Genomic DNA, 26,578 nt, shown 5'->3' with positions numbered 1-26,578 from the left:
TCTGCTAAGGTGTGGGCACTTATTGCGCTATTGGTAATACCAATTTACACCATGGCTGGTTACCAACGGATTAGACAACCGCGCATTGCGGACGTCATACAGGAACAACTGGAGACCTTGATCCTCGAGGGCACCCTGGCGCCGGGGCAGAAGCTGCCGCCTGAGCGTGAGTTGGCGGTGCAGTTCGATGTATCCCGTCCTTCGGTGCGTGAGGCTATCCAGAAACTGGAAGTCAAAGGCCTGCTGTTGCGTCGCCAGGGTGGCGGTACCTATGTCAGCCAGGACATTTACGGCGAGATGGCCAATCCGCTGTTTGACATGCTGACCCACCACCCCGAAGGGCAACTGGATCTGTTGGAGTTCCGCTACGCCTTGGAAGCCATGGCAGCCTATTACGCGGCGCTGCGTGGTACCGATACCGACTTTGCCGAGATAAGCGCCGCTTACGTCGACGTGGAAAAGGCCCACGCCACTGACGACGTGCCCTTGGAAGCCAAAGCCATTACCCGATTTCACGAACTGGTAGCCCAGGCCAGCCACAACGTGGTGATCCTGCACCTGTTCCGCGTCATGAAGCCGCTGCTGATTCAAAACGTGCAACTGAACCTGGAAATGCTGTATCAGCGTTCCAGCGCTCCGGAGCGGGTAGGGCAGCATCGCAAGCATTTGCTGGAGTGCATTGTCTCCGGCAAACCCCAGGACGCCAGGGTTGCCTGTGAGCAACACCTGGCTTACCTGGAAGAAACCCTGTTGGACATCCGCCGGGAGCAGAGCCGTTTGCAGCGCTCTCTTCGGCGACTACAAAGCAAACCGTCGCGCAGCAAAACCTAGTCTATGTTTTTAAGCGCAGACGACTTTCTAATCACAATCAGAGCAAGATAAGGAATAAGCCATGTCAGAGAAGGTTATGCATGACGTGGACCCGCAGGAAACCCGTGAATGGCTGGACGCGCTCCAGGCAGTCATGGATGAAGAAGGTGCTGAACGCGCCCATTACCTGCTGGAATCCCTGACCGATCAGGCTCGTCGTAATGGCGCGCATCTGCCTTTCGAAGCCACCACCGCTTACGTCAACACCATTCCTGCTGGCCAGGAACCGGAAATGCCGGGCGACCAGGGCATGGAACGCCGTATCCGCTCCATCATCCGCTGGAACGCCCTGGCCATGGTGCTGCGCGGCTCCAAGAAAAACCTGGAACTGGGCGGCCACATTTCCTCCTTCGCCTCCAGCGCCACCTTGTACGATGTGGGTTTCAACCACTTCTTCCGTGCGCCCAATGACAAAGACGGCGGCGACCTGATTTACTTCCAGGGCCACATCTCTCCCGGTATCTATTCCCGTTCCTTCCTGGAAGGGCGCCTGACCGAAGAGCAGCTGGACAACTTCCGCCAGGAAGTAGAAGGCAAGGGCCTGCCGTCCTACCCGCACCCGAAACTGATGCCGGACTACTGGCAGTTCCCCACCGTTTCCATGGGTCTGGGCCCCATCGCCGCCATTTATCAGGCACGTTTCCTCAAGTACCTGACCGACCGTGGCATCAAAGATTGCTCCGAGCAGCGGGTTTACTGCTTCCTGGGTGACGGCGAGTGTGACGAGCCAGAAGCCCTGGGCGCTATCGGCATGGCCGCCCGCGAGAAGCTGGACAACCTGACCTTCATCATCAACTGTAACCTGCAACGTTTGGACGGCCCGGTTCGCGGTAACTCCAAGATCATTCAGGAACTGGAAGGCACCTTCCGTGGCGCCGGCTGGGAAGTGTTGAAGGTGATCTGGGGCCGTTACTGGGATCCTTTGTTGGCCCGCGACACCTCCGGCAAGCTGCTGCAGCTGATGGAAGAAACCGTCGACGGCGAATACCAGAACTGCAAGGCTAAAGGTGGCAAGTACACCCGCGACAATTTCTTTGGCAAGTACGAAGAGACCAAAGAAATGGTGTCCAACATGTCCGACGACGACATCTGGCGCCTCAACCGTGGTGGCCACGACCCATACAAGGTGTACGCCGCTTATCATCGCGCCGTGAACACTAAGGGCCGCCCCACTGTTATCCTCGCCAAAACCGTTAAAGGTTACGGCATGGGTGACGCCGGTGAAGGCAAAAACATTGCCCACCAGGTCAAGAAAATGGACATGGAAGCCATCAAGTACTTCCGTGACCGTTTCAACATTCCGATCAGCGACGAAAAGCTGGCCGAGCTGCCTTACTACCACCCGGGCGAAGACTCCGACGAGGTCAAATACCTCAAGGAACGTCGCGCCAAGCTGCACGGCTTCATGCCCAAGCGCCAGGTGCGTTTCAACGGCGAGCTGGATGTGCCCAGCCTCGACGCCTTTGAGTCCGTGACCAAAGGCAGTGGCGATCGCGAGATCTCCACCACCATGGCTTTTGTCCGCGTGCTGACTGCCCTGCTCAAAGACAAGCAGATTGGTGGCCGTGTGGTGCCCATTATTCCTGACGAGGCCCGTACCTTCGGTATGGAAGGCTTGTTCCGCCAGGTGGGTATCTACAGCCGTGAAGGCCAGAAATACACCCCGCAGGACGCCGACCAGGTTGCCTTCTACAAAGAAGACAAAAAAGGCCAGGTACTGCAGGAAGGGATCAACGAACTGGGCGCCATGTCCGACTGGGTTGCTGCTGCCACCAGCTACAGCACCAACGGCGAGCCGATGATCCCGTTCTACGTCTACTACTCCATGTTCGGCTTCCAGCGCGTGGGCGACATGGCCTGGGCCGCTGGCGACCAGCAAGCCCGTGGCTTCCTGATTGGCGGCACCGCCGGCCGTACCACCCTTAACGGTGAAGGCCTGCAGCACGAAGACGGCCACAGCCACATCCAGGCTGGCGTTATTCCTAACTGCGTGACTTACGACCCGACCTACGGCTACGAAGTGGCGGTGATCGTGCAAGACGGTATTCGCCGCATGTACGGTAACGACCAGGAAAACGTCTTCTACTACCTGACGGTGATGAACGAGAACTATCACCAGCCGGCCATGCCAGAAGGTGCCGAGGAAGGTATCCGCAAGGGTATCTACAAGCTCGAAACCGTCAAAGGCAGCGGCAAAACGCAAATCCAGCTGATGGGCTCCGGCACCATCCTGCTGCAAGTGCGCGAAGCGGCTCAGATTCTCGCCAATGACTACGGTGTAGACGCCGACGTGTTCTCCGTCACCAGCTTCAACGAGCTGGCCCGTGACGGCCTGGCCGCCGAGCGCCACAACATGCTGCATCCCGATGCCACTGAGCAGGTGCCTTTTGTGACCTCGGTACTGACCAAGGACGTGCCGGTTGTTGCCGCCACTGACTACGTCAAGCTGTACGCCGACCAGATCCGTGGTTTTGTCCCCGGTGCATACCGGGTGCTGGGCACCGACGGTTTCGGCCGCTCCGACAGCCGCGACAACCTGCGCCGCCATTTCGAGGTCAACGCCCACTACGTGGTGGTTGCTGCCCTGTACGAACTGGCCAAAGCCGGTAAGGTCGAGAAGAAAGTGGTGGCAGAGGCCATCAAGCGCTTCGGTATCGATGCCGACAAAGTCAACCCGCTGTACGCATAAGGAAAAGAGCAATGGCAGAGACTCGTGATCTGATCGTGCCCGACATCGGCAGCGACGCGGTGGACGTCACCGAGCTCCTGGTGAGCGTGGGCGACAGCGTTGAAGAAGAACAAGGTCTTATCTCCGTCGAAGGGGACAAGGCCGCCATGGAAGTGCCGGCGCCTTTTGCCGGCACTATCAAGAGCCTGACCGTCAAAGAAGGCGACAAGGTTTCTACCGGTGACAAAATCGGCACCATCGAAGTAGGCGCCGCCGCTGCTGCGCCTGCCAAAGAAGAAGCCGCTCCTGCCGCCCAAGAAGCGCCCAAGGCCGAAGCGCCGGCTGCAACGCCTGCTCCGGCTGCCGCGCCTGCGGCCGCCACTGGCGCCACCGAGCGCCAGGAAATTCACCTGCCCGATGCCGGCGGTGAAGTGGAAGTGGTGGAAGTGCTGGTTGCTGTGGGCGACGTGGTGGAAGTAGACCAGGGCCTGGCCTCTGTGGAAGGCGACAAAGCCGCCATGGAAGTGCCCAGCCCGCTGGCTGGCAAGATTGTCGAAGTGAAGGTGAAAACCGGCGACAAGATTTCCGAAGGCGCTCTGGTGGCCATCATTGAAACCGGCGCTGCGGCACCAGCCGCCAGTGCAGCTCCTGCTGCCGAGCAGACTGCGGCCCCCGCTCCGGCGGCGGCACCTGCTGCCAAGGAAGTCAAAGACGTTGCCCTGCCGGATGCCGGCGGTGAAGTGCAGGTCGTTGAAGTGCTGGTAGCGGTTGGCGACAGCGTCGACGCCGAGCAAGGCCTGATTTCCGTGGAAGGCGACAAAGCCGCCATGGAAGTCCCGGCGCCCTTTGCCGGTGTGGTTAAAGAAATTCTGGTGAAAACCGGCGACGCCATCAACGAAGGCACCTTGATTGTCCGCGTTGAAACCCAGGGCGCTGCCCCGGCTGCCGCTCCTGCTGCTGCGGCCCCAGCGGCCTCGGCGCCGAGCGCTGCCCCGGCTCAGGCCGCCAAGCCGCCGCCGGTACCACATCACCCTTCTGCGGGTGCCAAAGAGCCCTCCGGCCTGGTGCATGCCAGCCCGTCGGTGCGTCGCCTGGCCCGTGAATTCGGTGTGGACCTGACCCTGGTGAAGGGCACGGGTCGCAAGAGCCGTATTCTCAAAGAAGACGTGCAGAACTTCGTGAAAGCGGAGCTGGCCCGTCCCAAGGCTAGCGGCTCTGCCAGCAGCGGTGGCGGTAATGTGTCGGTGATCGATTGGCCGAAAGTCGATTGGAGCAAGTTCGGGGAAGTGGAAGTGGTCAAGATGAGCCGCATCCAAAAGATCTCTGGCCCCAACCTGCACCGTAACTGGGTACAAATTCCCCACGTTACCCAGTTTGACGAAGCCGACACCACCGAACTGGAAGCCTTCCGCAAGAGCCAGAACGATCTGCTGGTCAAGCAGAAGGAAAGCTTCAAGATCTCGCCGCTTATTTTCATCATGAAAGCGGTGGCCAAGGCCCTGGAGCTGCATCCCAAGTTCAACTGCTCCATCGGTGATGATGGCGAAACCCTGGTGATGAAGAAATTCGTCCACATCGGTATCGCTGTCGACACCCCCAATGGCCTGGTTGTGCCTGTGGTCCGTGATGTCAACAAGAAGGGCATCTACGACCTGGCCAAGGAGCTGGGTGAGATCTCTGCCAAGGCCCGCGCCGGTAAACTGACCGCGGCCGACATGCAGGGCTCCAGCTTCACCATCTCCAGCCTCGGCGGTATCGGCGGAACCCAGTTCACGCCTATCGTCAACGCGCCGGATGTGGCCATCCTGGGTGTGTCCAAAGCCGACTTCAAACCTAAGTGGAACGGTAAGGAATTCGAACCTCGCCTGATGACGCCGCTGGCCATGTCTTATGACCACAGGGTGATCGATGGCGCCGACGGTGCGCGCTTCATTACCACTCTGTCTGGTCTGCTTGGCGATCTGCGTCAAATCATTCTGTAAACAACGAGGGGGCTTTGCCCCCTCGTTTTTATAGCGTTACACTTGCGATGCCCTACAGGAGTGGCACCGCGCAAAGAATAACGAGGTATACAATGAGCAACGAAATCAAAGCACAAGTCGTTGTGCTGGGTTCTGGTCCGGGGGGTTACTCCGCGGCCTTCCGTGCCGCCGATCTCGGTCTGGACACCGTCATCGTTGAGCGTTACAGCACCCTGGGCGGTGTCTGTCTGAATGTGGGCTGTATTCCTTCCAAAGCCCTGCTGCACGTTGCCAAGGTCATCGACGAAGCCAACACCATGGAAAGCCACGGTGTCACCTTTGGCAAGCCTGAAGTCGATCTGGACAAGCTGCGTGAGCACAAGAACAAGGTGCTGGGTCAGCTGACCGGCGGCCTGGCCGGTATGGCCAAAATGCGTAAGGTCAAAGTGGTGCAGGGCTTCGGTAAATTCACCGGTGCCAACACCCTGGAAGTCGAAGGTGAAGGCGGCAAGACCACCATCAACTTCGAGCAGGCCATCATTGCTGCTGGCTCCCGTCCCATCAACCTGCCGTTCATTCCGCAGGACGAGCGGATTTGGGACAGCACCGGCGCCCTCGAACTGCGCTTCATCCCCAAGAAAATGCTGGTGATGGGCGGCGGTATCATCGGCCTGGAAATGGGCACCGTCTACAAAGCCCTGGGCAGTGAAATCGACGTAGTTGAAATGTTCGACCAACTGGTACCGGCTGCCGACAAAGACGTCATCAAGATCTTCACCAAGCGCATCAGCAAGAAAATGAACCTGATGCTGGAAACCAAGGTGACTGCCGTAGAAGCCAAAGAAGACGGCATCTACGTCACCATGGAAGGCAAGAACGCCCCGGCTGAGCCCGTGCGTTACGACGCTGTGCTGGTGGCTATCGGCCGTACTCCTAACGGCAAGCTGATTGATGCCGACAAAGCCGGCGTCAACGTTGACGAGCGTGGCTTTATCGCGGTCGACAAACAAATGCGCACCAACGTGTCCAACATCTTCGCCATCGGCGATATCGTTGGTCAGCCGATGCTGGCCCACAAAGCCGTGCACGAAGGTCACGTGGCCGCCGAAGTGGCCTCCGGCCTCAAGCACTACTTCGACCCGAAAGTCATTCCGTCCATCGCTTATACCGATCCGGAACTGGCCTGGGTTGGCCTGACCGAAAAAGAAGCCAAAGAGAAAGGCATCCAGTACGAAGTGTCCAACTTCCCCTGGGCCGCCAGCGGCCGTGCCATCGCCTCTGATACTTCTGACGGCATGACCAAGCTGATTTTCGACAAGAACACCCACCGCATCATCGGCGGCGCTACTGTGGGTAGCAACGCTGGCGAACTGCTGGGCGAAATTGGCCTGGCCATCGAGATGGGCTGCGACGCCGAAGACATCGCGCTGACCATCCACGCTCACCCGACTCTGCACGAGTCCGTAGGTCTGGCTGCCGAGGTTTACGAAGGGTCCATCACCGACCTGCCGAACCCCAAGGCCAAGAAGAAGAAATAAGCCTCTTGTTGATGCGAAAAAGCCGCCCGATGGGCGGCTTTTTTATTGGTAGCGCCTGGGGCAGCTAATCGCTGGCCGGGGCGCGCCTAACAAAAAGCCCCGGCAGGCGAACCTTACCGGGGCTTTTTTGCGCCTCAAAGAGGTGCGTTTTATCAAAGCAAGGTGTTGATATGGCCTACCTTACGGCCCGGCCTTGGTTCCTTGTTGTACCAATGGACCTTGCCGTTGCTGGCCAGCCATTGGTAGTCCAGCTCGACGCCGATCAGGTTGTCCATGCGAGTAGGCACCCAGCTCAGTTTTTCAGGCAGCGGAAGCTTGGCAACGGCACGCAGGTGCAGCTCGAACTGGCAGACATTGGCCCCGTCCTGGCTCCAATGGCCGGAGTTGTGCACCCGCGGCGCCATCTCGTTGATAAGCAGCTTGTCACCACAATCAAAGAGTTCAACCGCCATCACCCCCACGTAACCCAGGTGGTCCATCAAGGTGCCGAGAATATCTTCGGCCTCTGCTTGCCATTTGCCAGCCTCGGGGGCCGGGGCCAGGGTCTCAACCAGGATGCCGTCCTGGTGGACGTTTTCTACCACCGGGTAGAACAGTTTGCGGCCATCCGCGCCCCGCACACCGACGATGGACACTTCCCGGCTAAAGGGGATCATGGCTTCGGCAATGCAGTCGGTTTCAGAGACAAAGCCCGGCTCGCTGACCCGCCACTGGCCTTTGCCGTCGTAACCGCCCTGGCGGGCTTTGACCACCAGTTTACCGCCGATATCGCGCAGCAGCGGGTCGGCAGACTCGCCGGTGTTGAGCTCGCCCCAAGGGGCGGTGGGCAAGCCTAGCTCATCGTAGAGCTTTTTCTGAGGCAGGCGGTCACTCACCAATTGGTAGGTGGAGAGGTTAAGCAGCACGCCGTGAAAAGGGGTCTGGGGCAACAGCTCGCGCTCGGCGGTCACCCAGTCAAACTCAACGGGGCCGGTGTCGCCACGGGCGTCCATCTCGGTGCCGAAGAAATAGCGGTGGGTATCGGGGCAGTAGCGCCACAGCTCAATACCCAGGCGCCAGGCCACTTCGCCCATCATGGCGCCAAGCTGGCCGGCGCCGATCACCAGGCCCTTCATGCCGGCAGCCTCGGGTCAGGATTGGCCAGTACCGCATCGGTTTGTTCTTTACGAAAATCATCCAAGTGCGCTGCCACTTTGGCGTCGTGCAGGGCAACGATTTGCGCTGCCAAGAGCCCGGCGTTGGCCGCGCCAGCGGTGCCGATGGCGAGGGTGCCCACGGCAATGCCTTTGGGCATCTGTACGATGGACAACAGGCTATCGAGGCCTGACAGGGCCTTGCTTTGCACCGGCACGCCCAGTACTGGCAGCGGGGTCATGGAGGCAATCATACCCGGCAGGTGGGCGGCGCCACCGGCGCCACCGATGATCACATGAAAGCCTTTGTCTTGAGCGCCTTTCGCGAAATCCACCAGTTTTTCCGGGGTGCGGTGGGCGGATACCACTTCAACATGGTGGGGCACACCCAGGCGCTCCAGCATTTCTGAGGCGCCTTTCATGGTTTCCCAATCAGAGCGTGAGCCCATCACGATAGCGACTTTCATAGGATCTCCAGCAGTTTTTAGCCATGGAAAACGGTTGCGGGCCGGCATTATACCCGCAGAAGGCCAAGAGTGCTCCCCCGAGATGGGCCCGGCTCGGGATCATCCGATCAGCGGTGTATTCGTTTAGCCAAGGTAAATCTATGGCGAATTAAAATTACGATAAAATCGTAGTTATGTGCGAGTGTGAGTGATGCAGTACACACCCTATTTCCCCAGCCGCCAGGCCATGGCGGCGCAGATCTACCCTGGCCGCACGGCTCATCAATTCAAAAAGCGCCTGCTGTTCCTGGGCCGCAGTTTGTTCTATGGCACTTTGTATCAGCGCACCCTGGCGCTGTTCAGCCCTCCTGGGCTGCAATTGGTGCTACATCGCCACGCTCGGGCGGTGGAGAAGATCTTCAAGCCCTACCTAATGGCCGAGTTCAGCCCCCAGCAGCGCCATACCATGCTGGCCCGCCACTATTGGTTGTTGATGCAACTCTGGTCGCGGCCCGCCTTGGCACTGTATCTGGAGCGGGGTCTGACCTTGTGCCGCTTTGACGGTGCCGATGGGCGGTGCGTGGAAGTGCGCCTTGAGTACATTCCCCAATTCCAGCGCGAAGGGGAGTTGACCCTGGTCATGCGCATGGACGGCGAGCGTTTTTACTCGGTGACCTTCTCCCTCACCCAGAACGAGCAAGGCCAAGCCGGGCTTTTTATCGGCTGCCTGCAAGGGCCGGGTAAAGACAGCCCTTTTAGCGAAGATGATATTCGCGCTCTAACCCGCCACTGCTTTGGGCTACGTCCCAAGGCGCTGATGCTGGCGCTGCTGGGGGTCGTTGCCGGCAATTGGCACTGCCGTTTTATCCAGGCAGTGTCGAACCAGGGGCATATTTTTTCCAGCCGCCGTTACCAGCGTAAAAGCAAGGTCAAGACCGACTACGACGCGCTGTGGGCCGAGTGTGGCGGCGAGGTGATAGACGCAAACCTCTGGGCCTTGCCGGTGTCTTTGCCCCGCAAACCCTTGGAAGAAGTGGCCAGTAAGAAGCGCAGCCAATATCGCCAGCGCTACCAGTGGCTCGATGAGGTCACCGCAGAGCTCAATCATGGGCTGGATGACATAGTGCGACTTGGCACTTTATATCGCGAGGACTAATCTTAGGCGCTGGTAATAAAAGGATTTTTTAATGCAGCGCCTCTGTTTCCTCCTCGCCTTAGTGCCGCTTTTTGCCACCGCAGACCTGCCGGATGATGACCCTGAGCCGCCCGCAAAGCGGCCACGCATCGCCCTTGTGTTGGCGGGCGGCGGCGCCAGGGGCGCGGCCCATGTGGGGGTGCTAAAAGCCCTGGAGGAGCGTCATATTCCGGTGGATATCATTACCGGCACCTCCATGGGCGCTTTTGTCGGTGGCCTTTATGCCTCGGGCAAAAGTGCCGATGAAATCGCGGCGCTGCTGCAAAAGCTCGATTGGAACCAGGGCTACCAGGAAGACCCACCTCGCAGTGCCCAGAGCCTTCGTAAAAAAGAGCAGCGCGACCGCTTTCAGCTCGGGCTGAACCTGGGGCTTAGCGACAGTGGTCAGATAAAGGTGCCCAAGGGATTCTTGCAGGGCCAGGGCATGATGGGGCTTATCCGCCAGAGCCTTGGCAGCATGCCCGATTTGCCGAGCTTTGACGCCTTGCCCATTCCCTTTCGCTGCGTGGCCACCAATATCGAGACCAAAGACGTGGTGGTCCTTGAACGCGGCAACCTGGCGCAGGCCATGCAAGCGTCGATGGCGGTGCCCGGCATAGTGCAGCCGGTGGAAATTGACGGCCTGCTGCTGGTGGACGGCGGCGTGGTCAACAACATGCCCGTGGATGTGGCCAAGGCCATGGGCGCCGATATCGTTATCGCCGTGGATGTGAACTCCCCCTTTCATGGCCGGGGCGAGCTCAATTCCGCCCTGGCCATTCTCGACCAGCTGTCGCGGTTTTTGGTGCGCGACAACATGGACCGGCAAAAAGCGCTGCTAAGCGGCCGGGATCTGCTGATAAAACCCGATCTTGACGCCATCGCCATGCTCGATTTTCAAGGGGTAGGCAAGGCGATGGAACAAGGGGAAAAAGCGGCGGCTAGCGCCTTGGACCATCTTTCTGCCTACGCCGTTACCCCAACAGCTTACGGCCAATGGCGGCAAGGCCTGAAAAAAGGGCCACCAAGCCCGATGATTGATGCGGTGGTGATTGAGGGGGCCAGCGATCTGGACTCGCGCTGGCTGCTCGAACAGCTCGGCATTGGCGCCGGCCAGCGCTACGACGAGCAGCGTATCGAAAAGGGCATCAACCGCCTGTATGCCACCGAGCTTTTTGAGCGCATCGATTTTGAGCTGGCCGACGAGGCGGGCAAAAGGGTGCTGCACGTACGCACCCATGAGCGCTCCTGGGGCCCGGGCTACCTGAACTTCAGGCTGGCCCTGGAAGATAACTTCACCGACGCCTCCGACTACCAACTGGGGGTGTCTTATACCCGCACCAAGTTGTCGCGTTTTGGCGCCGAGTGGCATAACGAGTTGGAAATCGGCCAGTCCCAGCGCGCCCTGACCGAGCTCTATTGGCCTTTTGACGCCGAGCAGCATTTCTTTGCCCAAGGCGATATCGAATACCAGCGCATGCCCCTTCGGGAATACCTGAGCGACGGGGCCATCAACTACCTGCTGGAATTTGACCGTACCACCACTACCTACAAGGCGGCCCTTGGCAGCAACTTCAGCCGCTGGTCTCGCCTGCAATTGGGCTGGCGCTATGTGGATGGCAGTATCGAGGACAGTCTGGGCCTGTATTTACAACCGCTGCTGGGGGCCAACCACCTGCACTTTCAGCAGCAGGGGCCTTTTTTGCTGTGGGAGCACGACACCCTCGACAGCCGCACTTTTCCAAGGCACGGCCAGCGCTGGAAGGTGGAGCTGCGCCGCACCGAAGACAATGTGCTAGGGGAGGGCAGCACCAACTCCTACTATCTGGTGCGCTGGCACCCGGCCTTTTCCAGCGGCAATCACGCGCTGGCCTTTGACCTTCGCACCGGCTCTTATTTCAATGACAAAGCCCAGCCCATCACCACCTTTGAGCTGGGGGGCTTTCGTAACCTCTCGGGCTTTGGGCGGCTGGCGGTGTCGGGCAAATACCTGCGCTTTGCCTCGGTGGATTACAGCTACCGCCTCTTTGAGAACAACTTCGGCTTTTTCAAAAGCCCGGTGTACCTGGGTATGACCTTGGAAGCCGGGAATGTCTGGGAGCAAAAGCAGGAGGTAAGTTTTCGCGGCAACGCGCTTATCAAAGCGGGCAGTATTTATGCCGGGGTAGACAGCCCACTGGGGCCGCTGTTTTTGGCCTATGGGCAAAACTCCGAGGACGAGTCCAGTTTTTACCTTTCTCTAGGCACCGATTTTTGATGTTTTTTTGTGAGCTTGGCGGCGCCGTGGTGTTAACTGCTCACTGCTGTACATTAACAATAAGTGTTAAACTTGCGGCGTGTTTTTGCCCTCAACAGGCCTTGATATGTGGCGATGGCTGTTCGGATTGCTGTTGGCATGCAGCTATGGTTTTGCTGCCGCCGCGACCAACGATGTATTGATCCGCCAATGGACGGCTCAGGAAGGGTTACCCAACGCCTGGGTTAACGGGTTGCTGGAAGATGCCCAGGGCGACATGTGGGCTGGCACCTCGGACGGCCTGTTCCGGCTTACCCAAACCAAGGCCCTGCTGATCCCCATGCCCGATGGGGTCGATCAGGTGGTCAATGGCCTGATAGCGGATGAAAATGGCTTCTATATCGGCACCAGCAATGCCCTGGTGCATTGGTCCGACACAGAGGGCCTGACTACCCTTGCCCGCATCAAGGACGAGCCGCTTCTTAATCCCGGTGGCATTAATGCCTTCACCCGCAGCCAAGGGCGCCTTTGGATGCAACTGGGCTCTGAGAAACTGGCCTATTTGCAGCAAGGCCATGTTGCCCTTGAATCCCGCTTTACTCTCCATGATCGCTGGCGCTCTTTGGCCAGCGATAGCCGCTTTATTTACCTGCTATCAGTGCGCCAACTGGTGGCCTTTGACCCGCAAAGCGGGGCAACCAACGCCATTTCACTGGCAAAAAGCAGCTACGGCACCCCCAAAGCGCTTTATGTGGATCGCCAAGGACAATTGTGGCTGAGCTCGGATAAAGGCCTGTTTACCGCCGCCTTGGGGGATAACGGCTGGCAGTTGCAGCCAAGGCTTAGCGGGCGCTTTGTGCGCAAAATGATTGAAGATGGCCAGGGCGGTTACTACCTCACTGGCCGTTATGGCATTCAGCATTGGTCAGGTAAGGGTGAACAGCTGGAGGATTTTGGTGAGCTCATTCGTAACCAGACCGCCGTTGAAGGGCTGGACCAAATTCTTATCGACCGCAACGGCTTGGTGTGGGCTGGCGCTTTAGGTGAAGGGATAATTGCGCTTATTCCCAAGGCCACCAAGCCGTTAGCGCTTTATAGCCGCTATACACAGCCTGCACTGGCTTCTGACATCGTCTGGAGTATCTATCGACAAGCAGGTGGCATCATTTGGCTGGCCACCGATGCTGGCCTTGAACGTATTGATGGGCAGCTGCATCAGGCGTTTCGCCCCCAAAGCCTGGGGGTAAACGACGGCTTTTACGATGTCACTTCCTACCAAGGCCAGATAGCCGTGTGCGGCCTCGGCGGCACTTTTTTGTTTGAGCCGGCTACCGAGCAGTTCACTTCACCGTTGCAAGGCACGCCTTGGGACGGCAGAACCTGCCTGGGGATGGATGCTACCGATAACCGTTTGCTGATCGGCGGCGCCGACAGCCTGCTCAGTGTTCAAGACGGCAAGGTACAGGGCTGGAACCGCAACGCTGAAGGCAAACCCCTGGATTCGGTAAAGGTCTTCGTGCACCAAGGTCCCCGGACTTGGGCCGGTGGTGCCGCTGGCTTGTTATATGAAAAAGATGGCCAATGGCAGCCGGTGGACGACCTGCCCGGGCGGCGGGTCAACGCCCTTGACGCCATGGATGACGGCGCCTTGCTGGTGGGGTTCGGCAAGGAAGGTATCTGGCGTTACGACTGGCAGCAGGCCACCCCTAAATGGACCCAAATGAACACTCTTTGGGAGTTGCCGAACCAAGCGGTGTACTTCTTGCTGCACTACAAAAACCGCCTCTATGTGGGGCTGCAGGATATGGTGGCCAGGATTAAGCTCGACACCCAGCCACAGCAGGTGGATGCCTTTTTTGAAGAGGACGGTCTGCCTGACGATGAGCTCAATGAAGGCGCCGGTTTTATCAGTGAAGACGGCACCTTATGGATAGGCACCGCCTCTGGGGTGGCCGCTTTTGCCAAGGACAGCCTCAAGCACCGGCAAAATGATGAGCGCAGCGGTGTGGTGTACATGGAAGCCAGCACAGTAGGTGGCAATTCCACCTTGCTGTGGAATACCGCCAAGACCCTGCAATTACCGGCGGATTTAAGCTTGCTCAGCATTCAGCTGGGCTCGCAAAACTATGCCTCTAAACGGCTACCGCGTTTTCGCTACCAAATCTCCGGGCAAAGCCGGGCCATCGACCTCACCTCCGAGTCACCCATCGTGCTTGGCAACCTCGAATTTGGCCTGCATCAGCTCAGCATCTGGCATGCCGAGCAAGGGCGCTGGCGTGACGACCCGGAAGTGCTGACCCTGGAAGTGGCCACGCCCTGGTATCGCAGCTACGGCTTTTTTGCCCTGTTGGCGGCGCTGGTTATGCTGCTGGCCCTGGCCTTTGGCCAGCAACGTCGGCGCCAGCGCTTGCACCTGCAAAAAGCCTACAACCTGGTGGCTGAGTCCGAACATCAGCTGCGCCTGGCGATGCTGGGGGCCAACGTCAATACCTGGACCTGGGATGCAGCGGCGGACGCTTTCTCGGTCTCCCGGCCGGAAACGGAAACCGGCGTGCTGGTGGTGCCCTTCGACAACATGCCCATCCACACCGACGACAGGGAACGGGTGACCAAACTCTGGCAAGAACACCTTGAGGGCAAAACCCTGCGTTACGACGTGGAGCACCGGCTGAAGCTGAGCGAGCACTGGCGCTGGATCCACGCCGTTGGCCGGGTGGTGGACATCGACAGTCGCGGCAGGGCGCTAAGGGTGTCCGGTATCTACCAGGACATTACCGAGCGCAAGCAACTGGAAGGGGAGATAAACCTCTACGCCAAGGCTTTTGAGAACACCGCCGAAGGGGTGCTTATTCTCAGCAGCGACAAGGCCATTCTGTCGGTGAACCCGGCGGTGGAGCGCATCTCCGGCTTTGACCGAGCACAGCTGCAAGACAAGGATCTGGGGGTGCTGCTGTCCGAGGAGTTTTTAGACACTGACCTGTGGCAGGCGGTGCTGGCAAAAGGCGCCTGGACCGGCGAGTGCAGCCTGCGCCGCCGTGACGGCAGCCTCTGCGCCCTGTGGCTGAACATCTCCCACATGGATGACAGCGCCTCGGCGCGTAGCCACTTCGTGTTGGTGTTCTCGGACATGACCGAGCGCAAGGCCGCCGAGTTCGAGCTGCGGCGCCTGGCCAATTATGACGTGCTGACCGGCCTTCCCAACCGGGGCCTCTTTATGAAGCGCCTGACCCAGGCCTTGGAAAAGGCCCAGGGCAATGAGTCCAGCCTGGCGCTGCTGTTTATGGATCTTGACCGCTTCAAAATGGTCAACGACACCTACGGCCACAGGGTAGGGGATGGCCTGCTTATCGAAGCGGCCAGCCGCCTGCAAGAAGTGGTAGGCGAGAAGGACACGGTGGCGCGCCTGGGCGGTGATGAGTTCGTGGTGATCATCCAGGACATCCGCGGCCCAGAGCAGATAGTGCCGCTGTGCGAATCGCTGCTCGAAGCCCTGGCCATGCCGTTTAATATCTATGGTCGCCAGTTCTTCCTATCCACCAGTATTGGGGTCAGCCTGTTCCCCGATGACGGTAACCAGCCCGAAGCGCTGCTGCGTAACGCCGACATGGCCATGTACCACGCCAAGGACGAAGGCCGGAACAACATGCAGTTCTACAGCCACGCCCGTAACATCGAGGCGATGCGGCTTATCCAGCTTGAGTCCGATTTGCGCCTGGCCCTGGAGCGGGACGAGTTCTTTGTGGTTTACCAGCCCCAGGTGGACGTGCTGGAAGGAGAGCTGGTGGTGGCGGTGGAAGCCCTGGTGCGCTGGCACCACCCCCGGGAAGGGCTGGTCAACCCCGACACCTTCATCAAGGTGGCTGAAAGCTGCGGCTTGATTGCCGCGCTGGACGAGCAGGTGCTGAGAAAATCCTTACAGGGGATAAGCCAGCTCAACGCCAGCCTGAAAAAACCGCTGACCCTCAATACCAATATCTCGGCGGCGCATTTTCGCCAGCCCGATTTTGTCAGCCAGGTGCGGCTGATGCTGGCCGAAACTGGCCTGGCTCCGCATCTTCTGTGCCTTGAGATCACCGAGTCTACCCTGATGCGCGAAGTGGGCACCGCCAAGGAGCACCTGTCGGCCTTGCGGGCGCTGGGGGTGTCGGTGGCGGTGGACGACTTCGGTACTGGCTATTCTTCCCTGGCTTATCTCAAGCAGTTTGCGGTGAACGAGCTCAAAGTGGACAAGTCCTTTGTGCGCGACCTTACCGAAAGCGAAGCCGACGCCGCCATTGTCCGCTCGGTGGTGGATTTGGCCCGCAACCTTGGCCTTAAAGTGGTGGCCGAGGGGGTGGAAACCGAAGAGCAGTTGGATCTGTGCCTGGCCCTGGGCTGTTATCGGGTACAGGGTTATTACTACGCCAAGCCCATGGAGCTGTCTGACCTGAAGCGTTGGCTATTGGACTGGAACAAGCGGCAAGCGGGCTGAAACATTTGCTAAAGAAGAGAGGCTTTGCGGACCTGTCTTCACTTTGTAACATGGCCCGTTGTCAATAAAATAAACAAGGACTAGAACATGACCAAACTGAGCCATCTGGCCCTGGCCGTGGCCCTCGGCATGGGCCTGGTTGCCTGTGCCCAGCAGACCACCGACACTGCAGCTACCCCGGCACCTGCCGTAAAAGAACAAAAAGCCCTGAGCTCCGGTATTGAGCTGGCCAACTTCGACAAAAGTGTTTCCCCTAAGGATGACTTCTACCACTACGTCGACGGCACCTGGCTGAAAAACACCCCCATCCCTGCCGACAAGTCCAACTACGGCGCCTTCTCCAAGCTGTACGACGACAGCCAGCAGGCGCTGAAAACCATCATCGAGGAAGCGTCGGCCAAAACCAACGCGGCCAAAGACTCCAACGACCAGAAGATCGGCGACTTCTACAAGTCCTACATGAATACCGATCTGATTGAGCAGCTGGGCCTTAGCCCCATCCAGGGCGACCTCAACACCATTCGCGATCTCGACAGCCACGCCGGCGTGTCCAAGGAAATGGGTACTCTTGCCCTGCAAGGTGTGACCTTGCCATTTGGCTTTTATGTCTATGCCGACGCCAAGGATTCGTTGAAAAACGCCGCGTACGTCGACCAATCCGGCCTGGGCTTGCCCAACCGCGACTACTACCTGGATAAATCCGACAAGTACCAGAAGATCCGTGACGCCTACGTGCAGTACGTGTCTGATCAACTGGCCAACGCCGGTTTTGACAACACCGAGAAGCGTGCCAAGGCGGTACTGGCCCTGGAAACCCAACTGGCCAAGGCCCAGTGGGACAAGGTGAAAAACCGCGATCCGAACGCCACCTACAACAAGGAAGCGGCCGCTACCCTGGCCAAGACCTTGAAAACCTTCTACTTCGACCAGTATGCCGAGGCCTCCGGCCTAGATGCCGCCCACGACCTCATCGTTGGCCAGCCTTCCTACTTTGAAGATTTCGGCAAGCTGTTTGGCAAGGTACCGGTTGATACCTGGAAGTCCTACATGGCCTTCCACCTGGTCGACAACTACGGCAACCTGCTGCCCAAGAAAATTGCCGACCGCCACTTCGATTTCCACGGCAAACTGCTGTCCGGAACCGAAGAGCAGTCCCCCCGCTGGAAGCAAGCGGTAGACGCCACCGACAACGTGCTGGGTATGATGGTGGGCAAGGAATACGTGGCTCGCAACTTCAAGCCCGAAGCCAAAGTGCGCATGGAGAAGCTGGTCAACAACATCCTGGCCGCCTATGGCGACTCCATCAAGCACCTGGACTGGATGAGCGAAGACACCAAAAAGGCCGCCCTGGTCAAACTGTCCAAGTTCACGCCCAAAATCGGCTACCCCGACAAGTGGAAGTCCTACAACGGTCTGGAAATTAAGGCTGACGAGCTGATCGGCAACTACCGCCGTTATGCTGCCTTTGAATACAAAGACATGCTGGATAAGCTCAGCAAGCCGGTTGACCGCAGCGAGTGGGGCATGACCCCGCAAACCGTTAACGCCTACTACAACCCGGTTGCCAACGAAATCGTGTTCCCGGCCGCCATCCTGCAACCGCCGTTCTTCGACATGAACGCCGACGACGCCGTTAACTACGGTGGTATCGGTGCCGTTATCGGCCATGAAATCGGCCACGGCTTCGACGACTCCGGTGCCAACTTCGATGGCGACGGCAACCTGCGCAACTGGTGGACTGCCGAAGATCTCAAGCAGTTCAAAGAGCGTACCGGCCAGCTGGCGGCGCAGTACTCCAGCTACTACCCGTACCCCGATGCCCACGTTAACGGCAGCTTCACCCTGGGTGAAAACATCGGTGACCTGGGCGGCCTGACCATGGCCTACAAGGCTTACCACATGAGCCTGGACGGCAAAGAAGCTCCTGTCATGGACGGCTTCACCGGCGACCAACGCTTCTTTATCGGTTGGGCCCAGGTATGGCGCCGCAACTACCGCGAAGCGGAGCTGCGCAAGCGTCTGAACACCGACCCTCACAGCCCGAGCCAGTACCGCGCCAACGGTATCGTGGCTAACCTGCCGGCCTTCTACCAGGCGTTTGACGTCAAAGAAGGCGACAAGATGTACATCGCACCCGATAAACGTGTGAAGATCTGGTAAGCAGAAGTGGTACAAAGTACCTTCAGCTGAAGTTAAACAGCCTCCCTCGGGAGGCTGTTTGCTTGTCATTCCCGGGAGTAAAAAATGAAAAAAGCCCTGATCCCCCTGGCGCTATCCGTGGTGCTGAGCGCCTGCGCCACGACCCAAAGCAGCACCCAGACCCCCGCCGCGGCGGCCAAGCCCGATTACCAGGTACAGACGCCGGCCACCATGCGTGATGCCAGCGGCCACCCGACCCTGGAACAGATCATGAGCGACCCCCAGTGGATCGCCCGCAGCCCTCAGCAGCCCTTTATCGGCGCCGATGGCCAGGTGTATTTCTGGCAACAGCGTGAAAACAGCGAGCTTTATGACCTGATGACGGTCAAAGCCGGCAAGGTGGCAAAGGTTGCCGACCAGGACCGCTACCAGCACGTCGATGGTGGCGTCTGGCAAAACGGCCGCCATGCCTACAGCTACCAGGGCAACCTTTACCTGCAGCAGCAGGGCCAGGTACGCCAGCTGACCGGCACCAGTGACAGCGACAGCGATCCCCAGTTCTTGAGTGATGGGCGCATCGCTTTTCAGCGCGGCAATGCCATCTACACCGTCGACCCGGCCTCCGGCCTGGTGCGGATGCTGGCCAGCGTCGAGCTGAAAAAACAACCGGAAAAACTCAAGGAAGCCAAAGGCTACCTGGAGACCGAGCAGAAGAAACTGCTGCAATGGGTAGACAAGAAGTACTACCAGGATCCCAAAGCGCAGCTGGCGGAAGATGACAAGCTGCAAGCCGCCGACCCCACCGCCAACCCAGAGCCCTTTTACCTGGGTGAAGGCCGCCGCCTGGTGGAGCTGAGCCTGTCCAAGGACGGCAGCAAACTGGTGGTGGTGACCGAGAACGACACCCCGGAGCGCGCCGACAAAGACATCATGCCCAACTACCTGGGCCGCAGCGGCGAAATCGAAGTGCGCCAGGTGCGCCAGCGGGTGGCCGAGTGGAAGCCGAACCCGCAGGTATTCACCGTTATCGACCTCAAAACCCGCGCCAAAAAAGACCTGGCTCTGAGCGATCTGCCCGGCATCGACAAAGATCCCCTGGCCAAGGTGCGTGAAGAAAACCGCAAGGCCGGTTACCAGGTCGAGCCCTTCAAGGGCCCCCGCGCCGTACACCTGATTGAAGACTGGAGCGGCCACCAACTGCCCATCCAGTGGAGCGACGACGGCAAGCTGGCGCTGATGCTGGAAGCCGAAGACAACAAAGACCGCTGGCTGGTCACTGCCGACCTGAAAACCGGCGGCCTTACCACCCAGCACCACCTGCACGACGATGCCTGGGTCAACTACCAGTTCAACGATTTTGGCTGGCTGAAAAACGACAGCCTCTGGTATCAGTCTGAAGAGTCCGGCTACAGCCACCTCTACCTCAAACCCTGGGGCGGTAAGGCCAAGCAGCTGACCCACGGCGCCTGGGAAGTGAACGACCCGGTGCTGAGTGACGATGAGCAAAGCATCTACTTCAAGGCTAACGTCAAGCATCCCGGCATCTACGAGGTGTATAAACTGGATTTGGCCAGCGACACCCAGACCGCGCTGACCGATCTTAACGGCATGACCGACTTCGTGCTGAGCCCGGACAACAAAGAGCTGGTGCTGACCCACTCCAAGGTGCTGAGCCCGCCGGAGCTATACAGCCTCAATACCAGCGGCGGTACTCCCAAGCAGCTGACCCACACCGTCAGCAAGGCCTTTGAGGACAGCCCCTGGATTGCGCCCAAGATTGTGGCCATTCCTTCCAGCCACACTCAGCAGCCTATCTACGCCAAGATTTACCTGCCCAAGAACTTCGACCCGGCCAAGCATTACCCGGCGGTAGTGTTTAACCACGGTGCCGGCTACCTGCAAGAAGTGGACATGGGCTGGAGCGATTACTTCCGCGAGTTTATGTTCAACAGCATGCTGGCCAGCCAGGGCTATGTGGTGATGGACATGGATTACCGCGCCTCCGAGGGCTACGGTCGCGACTGGCGTACCGCCATCTATCGCCAGATGGGTACCCCCGAGGTGCAGGATCTCAAGGACGGCGTCAACTACATGGCCAGCAAGTACGGCGTGGACAAGAGCCGGGTAGGCACCTACGGCGGCTCTTATGGCGGCTTCTTGACCTTCATGAGCCTCTATACCGCGCCTGATTTGTTCAAGGCCGGTGCGGCGCTGCGCCCGGTGGCGGATTGGGCCAACTACAATGCGCCCTACACCTCCAATATCCTCAACCTGCCCGGCAATGACCCCATTGCCTATCACCGCAGCTCGCCCATCTATTTTGCCCAAAACCTTCAGAGCCAACTGCTGATCATGTCCGGCATCCTTGATGACAACGTGTTCTTCCAGGATTCGGTACGCATGGTTCAGCATCTGATTGAGCTGCATAAGACCAATCATTTCAGCGTGGCGCCCTATCCGGTGGAGCACCACGGCTTCCGTCAGCCCTCCAGCTGGCTGGACGAGTACCAGCGCATCTACAATCTGATGCAGCAGAACTTGAAGTGATCACAACAGTTTGTTGTGGAAAAACGCTGCCAAATGGCAGCGTTTTTTATTTTTCGCAAATTCAATTCTGGTCACAAAATCGCTATAATCGCCGCACCTCCACGGGCCTGGCCCGAAAGACAAACCGGTAGGCCTCGTCTGGCCTGCTACACAAGAGGATCGAGTCGTGCTAGAAGCCTATCGTAAGCATGTTGAAGAACGCGCCGCCCAAGGCGTTGTACCCAAGCCCCTTTCCGCCGAGCAAACCGCGCAACTGGTTGATCTCCTGAAAAATCCCCCGGCTGGCGAAGAAGCCTTCCTGCTGGACCTGCTGGAAAACCGCATTCCCCCGGGCGTTGACGAAGCCGCCTATGTTAAAGCCGGTTTCCTGGCTGCCGTGGCTCAGGGCCAGGCTCAGTCTCCTATTGTCTCCAAAGAAAAAGCCACCCAACTGCTGGGCACCATGCAGGGCGGCTACAACATCGAGCCGCTGATCGCCCTGTTGGATGACAGCGCCCTGGCTGCCATCGCCGGTGAGGCCCTGTCCCACACCCTGCTGATGTTCGACGCCTTCCACGATGTGGTTGAGAAAATGAAAGCCGGCAACGCCGTTGCCAAAAAAGTGGTTGAGTCCTGGGCTGAAGCCGAGTGGTTCAAAGCCCGCAACGGTGTTGCCGAGAAGATCACCGTTACCGTATTCAAGGTACCTGGCGAAACCAACACCGACGACCTGTCTCCTGCCCAGGACGCCTGGTCACGCCCTGATATCCCGCTGCACGCCCTGGCCATGCTGAAAATGGCGCGCCCCGGCATCGACCCGGATAAAGACGGCGAAATCGGCCCCATCACCACCATCGACAAGCTCAAAGAAAAAGGCTTCCCTCTGGCCTACGTGGGCGACGTTGTGGGTACCGGTTCTTCCCGTAAGTCTGCCACCAACTCCGTGCTGTGGTTCATGGGCGACGACATCCCCAACGTGCCCAACAAGCGCGCTGGTGGTGTCTGCCTGGGCGGCAAAATTGCCCCGATTTTCTTCAACACCATGGAAGATGCCGGCGCTCTGCCCATCGAAGTGGACGTCTCCAAACTGGAGATGGGCGATGTCATCGACATCCTGCCCTATGAAGGCAAAATCGTTCGCCACGACAGCGGCGAAGTGCTGGCCCAGTTCGAACTGAAGACCGACGTGCTGCTGGACGAAGTGCGCGCCGGTGGCCGCATTCCGCTGATCATCGGCCGTGGCCTGACCGACAAGGCCCGCGAAGCCCTGGGTCTGGGTCACTCCAGCGAATTCCGCCGCGCTGCCGCCGTGCAAGAGTCCAACAAGGGTTACACCCTGGCTCAGAAAATGGTCGGTAAAGCCTGTGGCGTTAAGGGCGTGCGCCCTGGTCAGTACTGCGAGCCGAAGATGACCACCGTTGGCTCCCAGGACACCACTGGTCCCATGACCCGTGATGAACTCAAAGACCTGGCTTGCCTGGGCTTTAGTGCCGATCTCACCATGCAGTCCTTCTGCCACACCGCTGCTTATCCCAAGCCGGTTGACGTTGAGACTCACCACACTCTGCCCGACTTCATCATGAACCGTGGCGGCGTGTCCCTGCGCCCCGGTGACGGTGTTATCCACTCCTGGCTGAACCGCATGCTGCTGCCCGACACCGTCGGCACCGGCGGTGACTCCCACACCCGTTTCCCCATCGGCATTTCCTTCCCGGCCGGCTCTGGCCTGGTGGCCTTTGCCGCGGCTACCGGCGTTATGCCCCTGGATATGCCCGAGTCTGTGCTGGTGCGCTTCAAAGGCGAAATGCAGCCCGGCATCACCCTGCGTGACCTGGTCCATGCCATCCCTTACGCCGCCATCCAGAAAGGCCTGCTGACCGTTGAGAAGCAAGGCAAGAAAAACGCCTTCTCCGGCCGCGTTCTGGAGATCGAAGGTCTGCCGACTCTGAAGGTTGAACAAGCCTTCGAACTGGCTGATGCCACCGCCGAGCGTTCCGCTGCTGGCTGTACCATCAAGCTGGATAAAGAGCCGATCATCGAGTACCTGAACTCCAACATCATCATGCTCAAGTGGATGATCAGCGAAGGTTACGGCGACCGCCGCACCATCGAGCGCCGCATCACCGCCATGGAAGAGTGGATCGCCAACCCTGAGCTGATGGAAGCCGATGCCGACGCCGAATACGCCGAGATCATCGAAATCGATCTGGCCGACATCAAAGAGCCTATCCTCTGCGCGCCGAACGACCCGGACGATGCCCGTCTGTTGTCTACCGTTGCCGGTGAGAGCATCGACGAGGTGTTCATCGGTTCCTGTATGACCAACATCGGCCACTTCCGCGCCGCCGGTAAACTGCTGAACAACTTCAGCGGCCAGCTGGAAACTCGCCTGTGGATCGCGCCGCCCACTAAAATGGACCGCGACCAGCTGACCGAAGAAGGCTACTACAGTATCTTCGGCCGCTCCGGTGCCCGCATCGAGATCCCCGGTTGCTCCCTGTGTATGGGTAACCAGGCCCGGGTAGGCGACAACACCACTGTGGTGTCCACCTCTACCCGGAACTTCCCGAACCGTCTGGGTAAAGGGGCCAACGTGTTCCTGGCCTCTGCCGAGCTGGCTGCTGTTGCCGCCATCCTGGGTAAACTGCCGACGCCGGCCGAGTACCTGCAGTATGCCCGTGAGCTGGACGCCACCGCGGCTGACACTTACCGCTACCTGAACTTCGACCAGCTGCCGCAGTACACCAAGAAGGCTGACGAAGTGATCATCCAAGCCGCTGTCTAAGCGCCGATGATGATAAAAAGCCCCGCTCAAGCGGGGCTTTTTTTATGGCCAGGCGCCACTGTTTGCTTAACGGAAACGGGCCGTTTCAGGAGCCGGGCGGGACTTTTATAGGGAAATACGATAAAATGCGCAGCGTTAGTAAGAAAAAGGAGATTGAATGAAGCTGTACAAAAGCTTACCCGCCCTCTTTATTTTGGCCTCGGCCAGCCTCTTTGCCCGCGAGATGCAACCGGAAGATGTACTCGACGTTATGGCGAGCGGCACCATCAAACCCTTCGATGAATTGCACGACAACCTGCTGGCCGCCTTTCCCGGTGCCCGCATCAAAGCGGCAGAATTGCTGCAGGTAGAAGATGACTACCATTATCGGCTGCATATTCGCGACCATGCCGAGCAGACCCATCAAGTACTGATGGACGCCGCCAGCGGCATTATTCTTGGCGCCTGCCAGAGCGCCTAATACAATGTGCCTCCTTTATTCGGGGAGCCGCCATGGAATACCAGTTCAGACTCAACCCTTTTGATGGCCGCCATCAAATTCAAATGGAATACGGCTTCGAGGCCATGGGCCGCTTTATTGAAGACGAGCTGGGTACCGACAAAAGCAAGATCAGCGCTCTTATCGCCCGCCTTCAGCAAGGCCGGGATCTGCGTTTTGAAGGGCATGAGTGGGCGTTGGTTGTCGAGCAGGGCGAGCTGAGCGTGCTGCATCACCGCCTGGACCACAACGAAGTGGACCTAGACCCCGACCTGACCCTGGATGACGCCGATGCCAGCAGCCATTGTGGCCTCGAAGATGGCCTACTGTTGTTACAGGCTTGGTTGGATTTTGTTGCACCACTTTAGTGCATTAGCGTTCCCTGCTGGTGCGTTAATTTCCTCCCTCACCGTACGTTTTTTCCTAATTAATTGATCTTGAATCGCTTTTCCTGTTGGCACGGGCTTTGAAATAGTCCAGCAAAGTCAACAAGGAGGAAAGGCGATGAAAAAGGTCACCGCCATTATCAAGCCCTTCAAACTCGATGACGTCCGTGAAGCCCTGACTGAAGCCGGGGTTCATGGTCTCACCGTGAGCGAAGTGCGCGGCTTCGGCCGCCAACGCGGCCATACCGAGCTGTACCGGGGTGCCGAATACCGTATTGATTTCCTGCCTAAGGTGCAGTTGGACATCCTAGTGACGGCCAGTCAGGTCGATCTGGTGATTGATGCCATCCTCAAGGCGGCCCAAACCGGCAAGGTGGGCGACGGTAAGATCTGGGTGCAAGACCTGGAAACCGTGGTTCGTATCCGCACAGAAGAGCGTGACGAAGACGCCATCTAAGCTCGTCCCCCAAACGAGAATAATTTTTAGGAGAGGATAATGGATCAACCATCAGTACAAATAGCCTACGCGCTCGACACCTTTTACCTGTTGGTATCGGGCGCTTTCGTGATGTGGATGGCAGCCGGTTTCGCCATGCTCGAAGCGGGGCTGGTGCGCGCCAAAAATACCACCGAGATCCTGACCAAAAACGCCGTGCTGTTTGCTGTTGCCTGCGTGATGTACATGATCTGCGGTTACAACATCATGTATCCGGGCGAAGCGGTTAACAGCTTCTGGCCTGGTATCAGCTTCCTTATCGGTGGCGACCACAGTGCGGAGCTGGTACTCAAGGGCGGCGACGATGCCCCGGTTTACTCCCACATGGCCGACTTCTTCTTCCAGGTGGTGTTTGTGGCTACCGCCATGTCGGTGGTGTCCGGCGCCGTGGCCGAACGGATGAAGCTGTGGGTGTTCCTGGCTTTTTCCGTGGTGCTGACCGGCTTTATCTACCCCATTGAAGGTTTCTGGAAATGGGGCGGCGGCTTCCTCGATGCCATGGGCTTTGCCGACTTCGCCGGTTCCGGCGTGGTGCACTTGACCGGCGCTTCTGCGGCCCTGGCTGGTGTGCTGCTGCTGGGTGCCCGCAAAGGCAAATACGGCAAGAACGGCGAGATCAACGCCATTCCCGGTTCCAACCTGCCGCTGGCCACCCTGGGTATGTTTATCCTATGGCTGGGCTGGTTCGGCTTTAACGGTGGCTCGGAGCTGAAAGTCTCCAACATCGAAGAAGCCAACGCCGTGGCCAAGGTATTCGTGAACACCAACATGGCGGCTGCCGGTGGCCTTCTGGCCGCGCTTATCACTGCCAAGCTGCTGTTCGGTAAAGCGGATCTGACCATGGCCATCAACGGCGCCCTGGCCGGCCTGGTTGCCATTACTGCCGAGCCTCTGGCCCCGAGCCCGCTGCTGGCCACCATTATCGGTGTGATTGGCGGTGTGCTGGTGGTGTTCTCTGTTATCGGCCTGGACAAGCTGCGCGTCGACGACCCGGTGGGTGCAATCTCCGTGCACGGTACCGTGGGTATTTGGGGTGTGCTGGCGGTGCCGCTGAGCAACGCCGAAGCCACCTTCAAGGTGCAGCTGATCGGTGCGGTGAGCATCTTCCTGTGGGTATTCGTCACGTCCTTTATCGTCTGGTTCGTCCTCAAGAAAATCATTGGCCTGCGGGTCAGCGAAGAGGAAGAATACGAGGGTGTGGATATGGCCGAATGCGGTATGGAAGCCTACCCCGAGTTCAAGATCAGTAAATAAGCAAAAAGGGCGCCTGA

16 protein-coding genes are annotated in these 26,578 nt (G+C 58.7%); 14 read left to right on the top strand and 2 right to left on the bottom strand.

Annotated features, from left to right (window positions below):
- Positions 1-51 precede the first annotated feature (51 nt).
- From pdhR to lpdA, 4 genes are all read left to right on the top strand, one after another.
- Positions 52-831 carry a pyruvate dehydrogenase complex transcriptional repressor PdhR gene (gene pdhR / locus AC22G1_RS17495; RefSeq protein ID WP_487314497.1) on the top strand — a complete coding sequence of 260 codons (780 nt, stop codon included), beginning with the start codon at positions 52-54 and terminating at the stop codon, positions 829-831.
- Positions 832-892: 61 nt separating this feature from the next.
- A complete protein-coding gene (gene aceE, locus AC22G1_RS17490; RefSeq protein ID WP_487314496.1) occupies positions 893-3,559 on the top strand; it encodes a pyruvate dehydrogenase (acetyl-transferring), homodimeric type in 2,667 nt (888 codons plus the stop codon).
- A gap of 11 nt (positions 3,560-3,570) precedes the next feature.
- The gene (gene aceF / locus AC22G1_RS17485; RefSeq protein WP_487314495.1) at positions 3,571-5,520 is read left to right on the top strand and encodes a pyruvate dehydrogenase complex dihydrolipoyllysine-residue acetyltransferase; all 1,950 of its coding nucleotides are present in this window, start codon (positions 3,571-3,573) and stop codon (positions 5,518-5,520) included.
- Positions 5,521-5,612: 92 nt separating this feature from the next.
- Positions 5,613-7,037 (top strand): dihydrolipoyl dehydrogenase, encoded by a 1,425-nt coding sequence (lpdA, locus tag AC22G1_RS17480; protein WP_008485190.1) that lies wholly within the window; start codon positions 5,613-5,615, stop codon positions 7,035-7,037.
- 152 nt (positions 7,038-7,189) lie between these two features.
- Here the strand turns inward: lpdA and AC22G1_RS17475 are convergent, their stop codons facing one another.
- A complete protein-coding gene (locus AC22G1_RS17475) occupies positions 7,190-8,152 on the bottom strand; it encodes an ATP-grasp domain-containing protein (protein ID WP_487314494.1) in 963 nt (320 codons plus the stop codon).
- Positions 8,149-8,685: a 5-(carboxyamino)imidazole ribonucleotide mutase gene (gene purE, locus AC22G1_RS17470; protein WP_487314493.1), complete on the bottom strand. Its 537-nt coding sequence runs from the start codon at positions 8,683-8,685 to the stop codon at positions 8,149-8,151. Before purE ends, AC22G1_RS17475 begins: the two co-directional genes overlap by 4 nt.
- A gap of 142 nt (positions 8,686-8,827) precedes the next feature.
- Between purE and AC22G1_RS17465 the strand changes: the two genes are divergently transcribed.
- From AC22G1_RS17465 to amtB, 10 genes are all read left to right on the top strand, one after another.
- A complete protein-coding gene (locus tag AC22G1_RS17465) occupies positions 8,828-9,772 on the top strand; it encodes a VirK/YbjX family protein (RefSeq protein WP_487314492.1) in 945 nt (314 codons plus the stop codon).
- A 31-nt stretch (positions 9,773-9,803) separates the two neighbouring features.
- A complete protein-coding gene (locus AC22G1_RS17460; protein WP_487314491.1) occupies positions 9,804-12,047 on the top strand; it encodes a patatin-like phospholipase family protein in 2,244 nt (747 codons plus the stop codon).
- Between the two features lie 106 nt (positions 12,048-12,153).
- Positions 12,154-16,497 carry an EAL domain-containing protein gene (locus AC22G1_RS17455; protein ID WP_487314490.1) on the top strand — a complete coding sequence of 1,448 codons (4,344 nt, stop codon included), beginning with the start codon at positions 12,154-12,156 and terminating at the stop codon, positions 16,495-16,497.
- 87 nt (positions 16,498-16,584) lie between these two features.
- A complete protein-coding gene (locus AC22G1_RS17450) occupies positions 16,585-18,657 on the top strand; it encodes a M13 family metallopeptidase (RefSeq protein ID WP_487314489.1) in 2,073 nt (690 codons plus the stop codon).
- 84 nt (positions 18,658-18,741) lie between these two features.
- Positions 18,742-21,183: a S9 family peptidase gene (locus AC22G1_RS17445; RefSeq protein ID WP_487314488.1), complete on the top strand. Its 2,442-nt coding sequence runs from the start codon at positions 18,742-18,744 to the stop codon at positions 21,181-21,183.
- A gap of 166 nt (positions 21,184-21,349) precedes the next feature.
- Positions 21,350-23,947, top strand: coding sequence for a bifunctional aconitate hydratase 2/2-methylisocitrate dehydratase (gene acnB / locus AC22G1_RS17440; RefSeq protein WP_487314487.1), 2,598 nt, complete (start codon positions 21,350-21,352; stop codon positions 23,945-23,947).
- Between the two features lie 157 nt (positions 23,948-24,104).
- Positions 24,105-24,407, top strand: coding sequence for a PepSY-associated transmembrane domain-containing protein (locus AC22G1_RS17435; RefSeq protein WP_050659134.1), 303 nt, complete (start codon positions 24,105-24,107; stop codon positions 24,405-24,407).
- Between the two features lie 32 nt (positions 24,408-24,439).
- Positions 24,440-24,793: a YacL family protein gene (locus AC22G1_RS17430; RefSeq protein WP_487314486.1), complete on the top strand. Its 354-nt coding sequence runs from the start codon at positions 24,440-24,442 to the stop codon at positions 24,791-24,793.
- A 136-nt stretch (positions 24,794-24,929) separates the two neighbouring features.
- Positions 24,930-25,268, top strand: a complete 339-nt coding sequence (locus AC22G1_RS17425) for a P-II family nitrogen regulator (RefSeq protein ID WP_050659136.1) — start codon at positions 24,930-24,932, stop codon at positions 25,266-25,268.
- 39 nt (positions 25,269-25,307) lie between these two features.
- Positions 25,308-26,561: an ammonium transporter AmtB gene (gene amtB, locus AC22G1_RS17420; RefSeq protein ID WP_487314485.1), complete on the top strand. Its 1,254-nt coding sequence runs from the start codon at positions 25,308-25,310 to the stop codon at positions 26,559-26,561.
- The last annotated feature ends 17 nt before the right edge of the window (positions 26,562-26,578 follow it).

The sequence above is a fragment of the Gallaecimonas zhanjiangensis genome (assembly GCF_057624825.1).
Note: the sequence above shows the minus strand (reverse complement) of the source record. Positions and strands in the feature narration are given on the sequence as shown.

Coding starts and splice junctions, on each gene's coding strand:
- pdhR (WP_487314497.1), top strand. CDS start 52: ATGGCTGGTTACCAACGGATTAGACAACCGCGCATTGCGGACGTCATA.
- aceE (WP_487314496.1), top strand. CDS start 893: ATGTCAGAGAAGGTTATGCATGACGTGGACCCGCAGGAAACCCGTGAA.
- aceF (WP_487314495.1), top strand. CDS start 3,571: ATGGCAGAGACTCGTGATCTGATCGTGCCCGACATCGGCAGCGACGCG.
- lpdA (WP_008485190.1), top strand. CDS start 5,613: ATGAGCAACGAAATCAAAGCACAAGTCGTTGTGCTGGGTTCTGGTCCG.
- AC22G1_RS17475 (WP_487314494.1), bottom strand. CDS start 8,152: ATGAAGGGCCTGGTGATCGGCGCCGGCCAGCTTGGCGCCATGATGGGC.
- purE (WP_487314493.1), bottom strand. CDS start 8,685: ATGCCGGCCCGCAACCGTTTTCCATGGCTAAAAACTGCTGGAGATCCT.
- AC22G1_RS17465 (WP_487314492.1), top strand. CDS start 8,828: ATGCAGTACACACCCTATTTCCCCAGCCGCCAGGCCATGGCGGCGCAG.
- AC22G1_RS17460 (WP_487314491.1), top strand. CDS start 9,804: ATGCAGCGCCTCTGTTTCCTCCTCGCCTTAGTGCCGCTTTTTGCCACC.
- AC22G1_RS17455 (WP_487314490.1), top strand. CDS start 12,154: ATGTGGCGATGGCTGTTCGGATTGCTGTTGGCATGCAGCTATGGTTTT.
- AC22G1_RS17450 (WP_487314489.1), top strand. CDS start 16,585: ATGACCAAACTGAGCCATCTGGCCCTGGCCGTGGCCCTCGGCATGGGC.
- AC22G1_RS17445 (WP_487314488.1), top strand. CDS start 18,742: ATGAAAAAAGCCCTGATCCCCCTGGCGCTATCCGTGGTGCTGAGCGCC.
- AC22G1_RS17435 (WP_050659134.1), top strand. CDS start 24,105: ATGAAGCTGTACAAAAGCTTACCCGCCCTCTTTATTTTGGCCTCGGCC.
- AC22G1_RS17430 (WP_487314486.1), top strand. CDS start 24,440: ATGGAATACCAGTTCAGACTCAACCCTTTTGATGGCCGCCATCAAATT.
- AC22G1_RS17425 (WP_050659136.1), top strand. CDS start 24,930: ATGAAAAAGGTCACCGCCATTATCAAGCCCTTCAAACTCGATGACGTC.
- amtB (WP_487314485.1), top strand. CDS start 25,308: ATGGATCAACCATCAGTACAAATAGCCTACGCGCTCGACACCTTTTAC.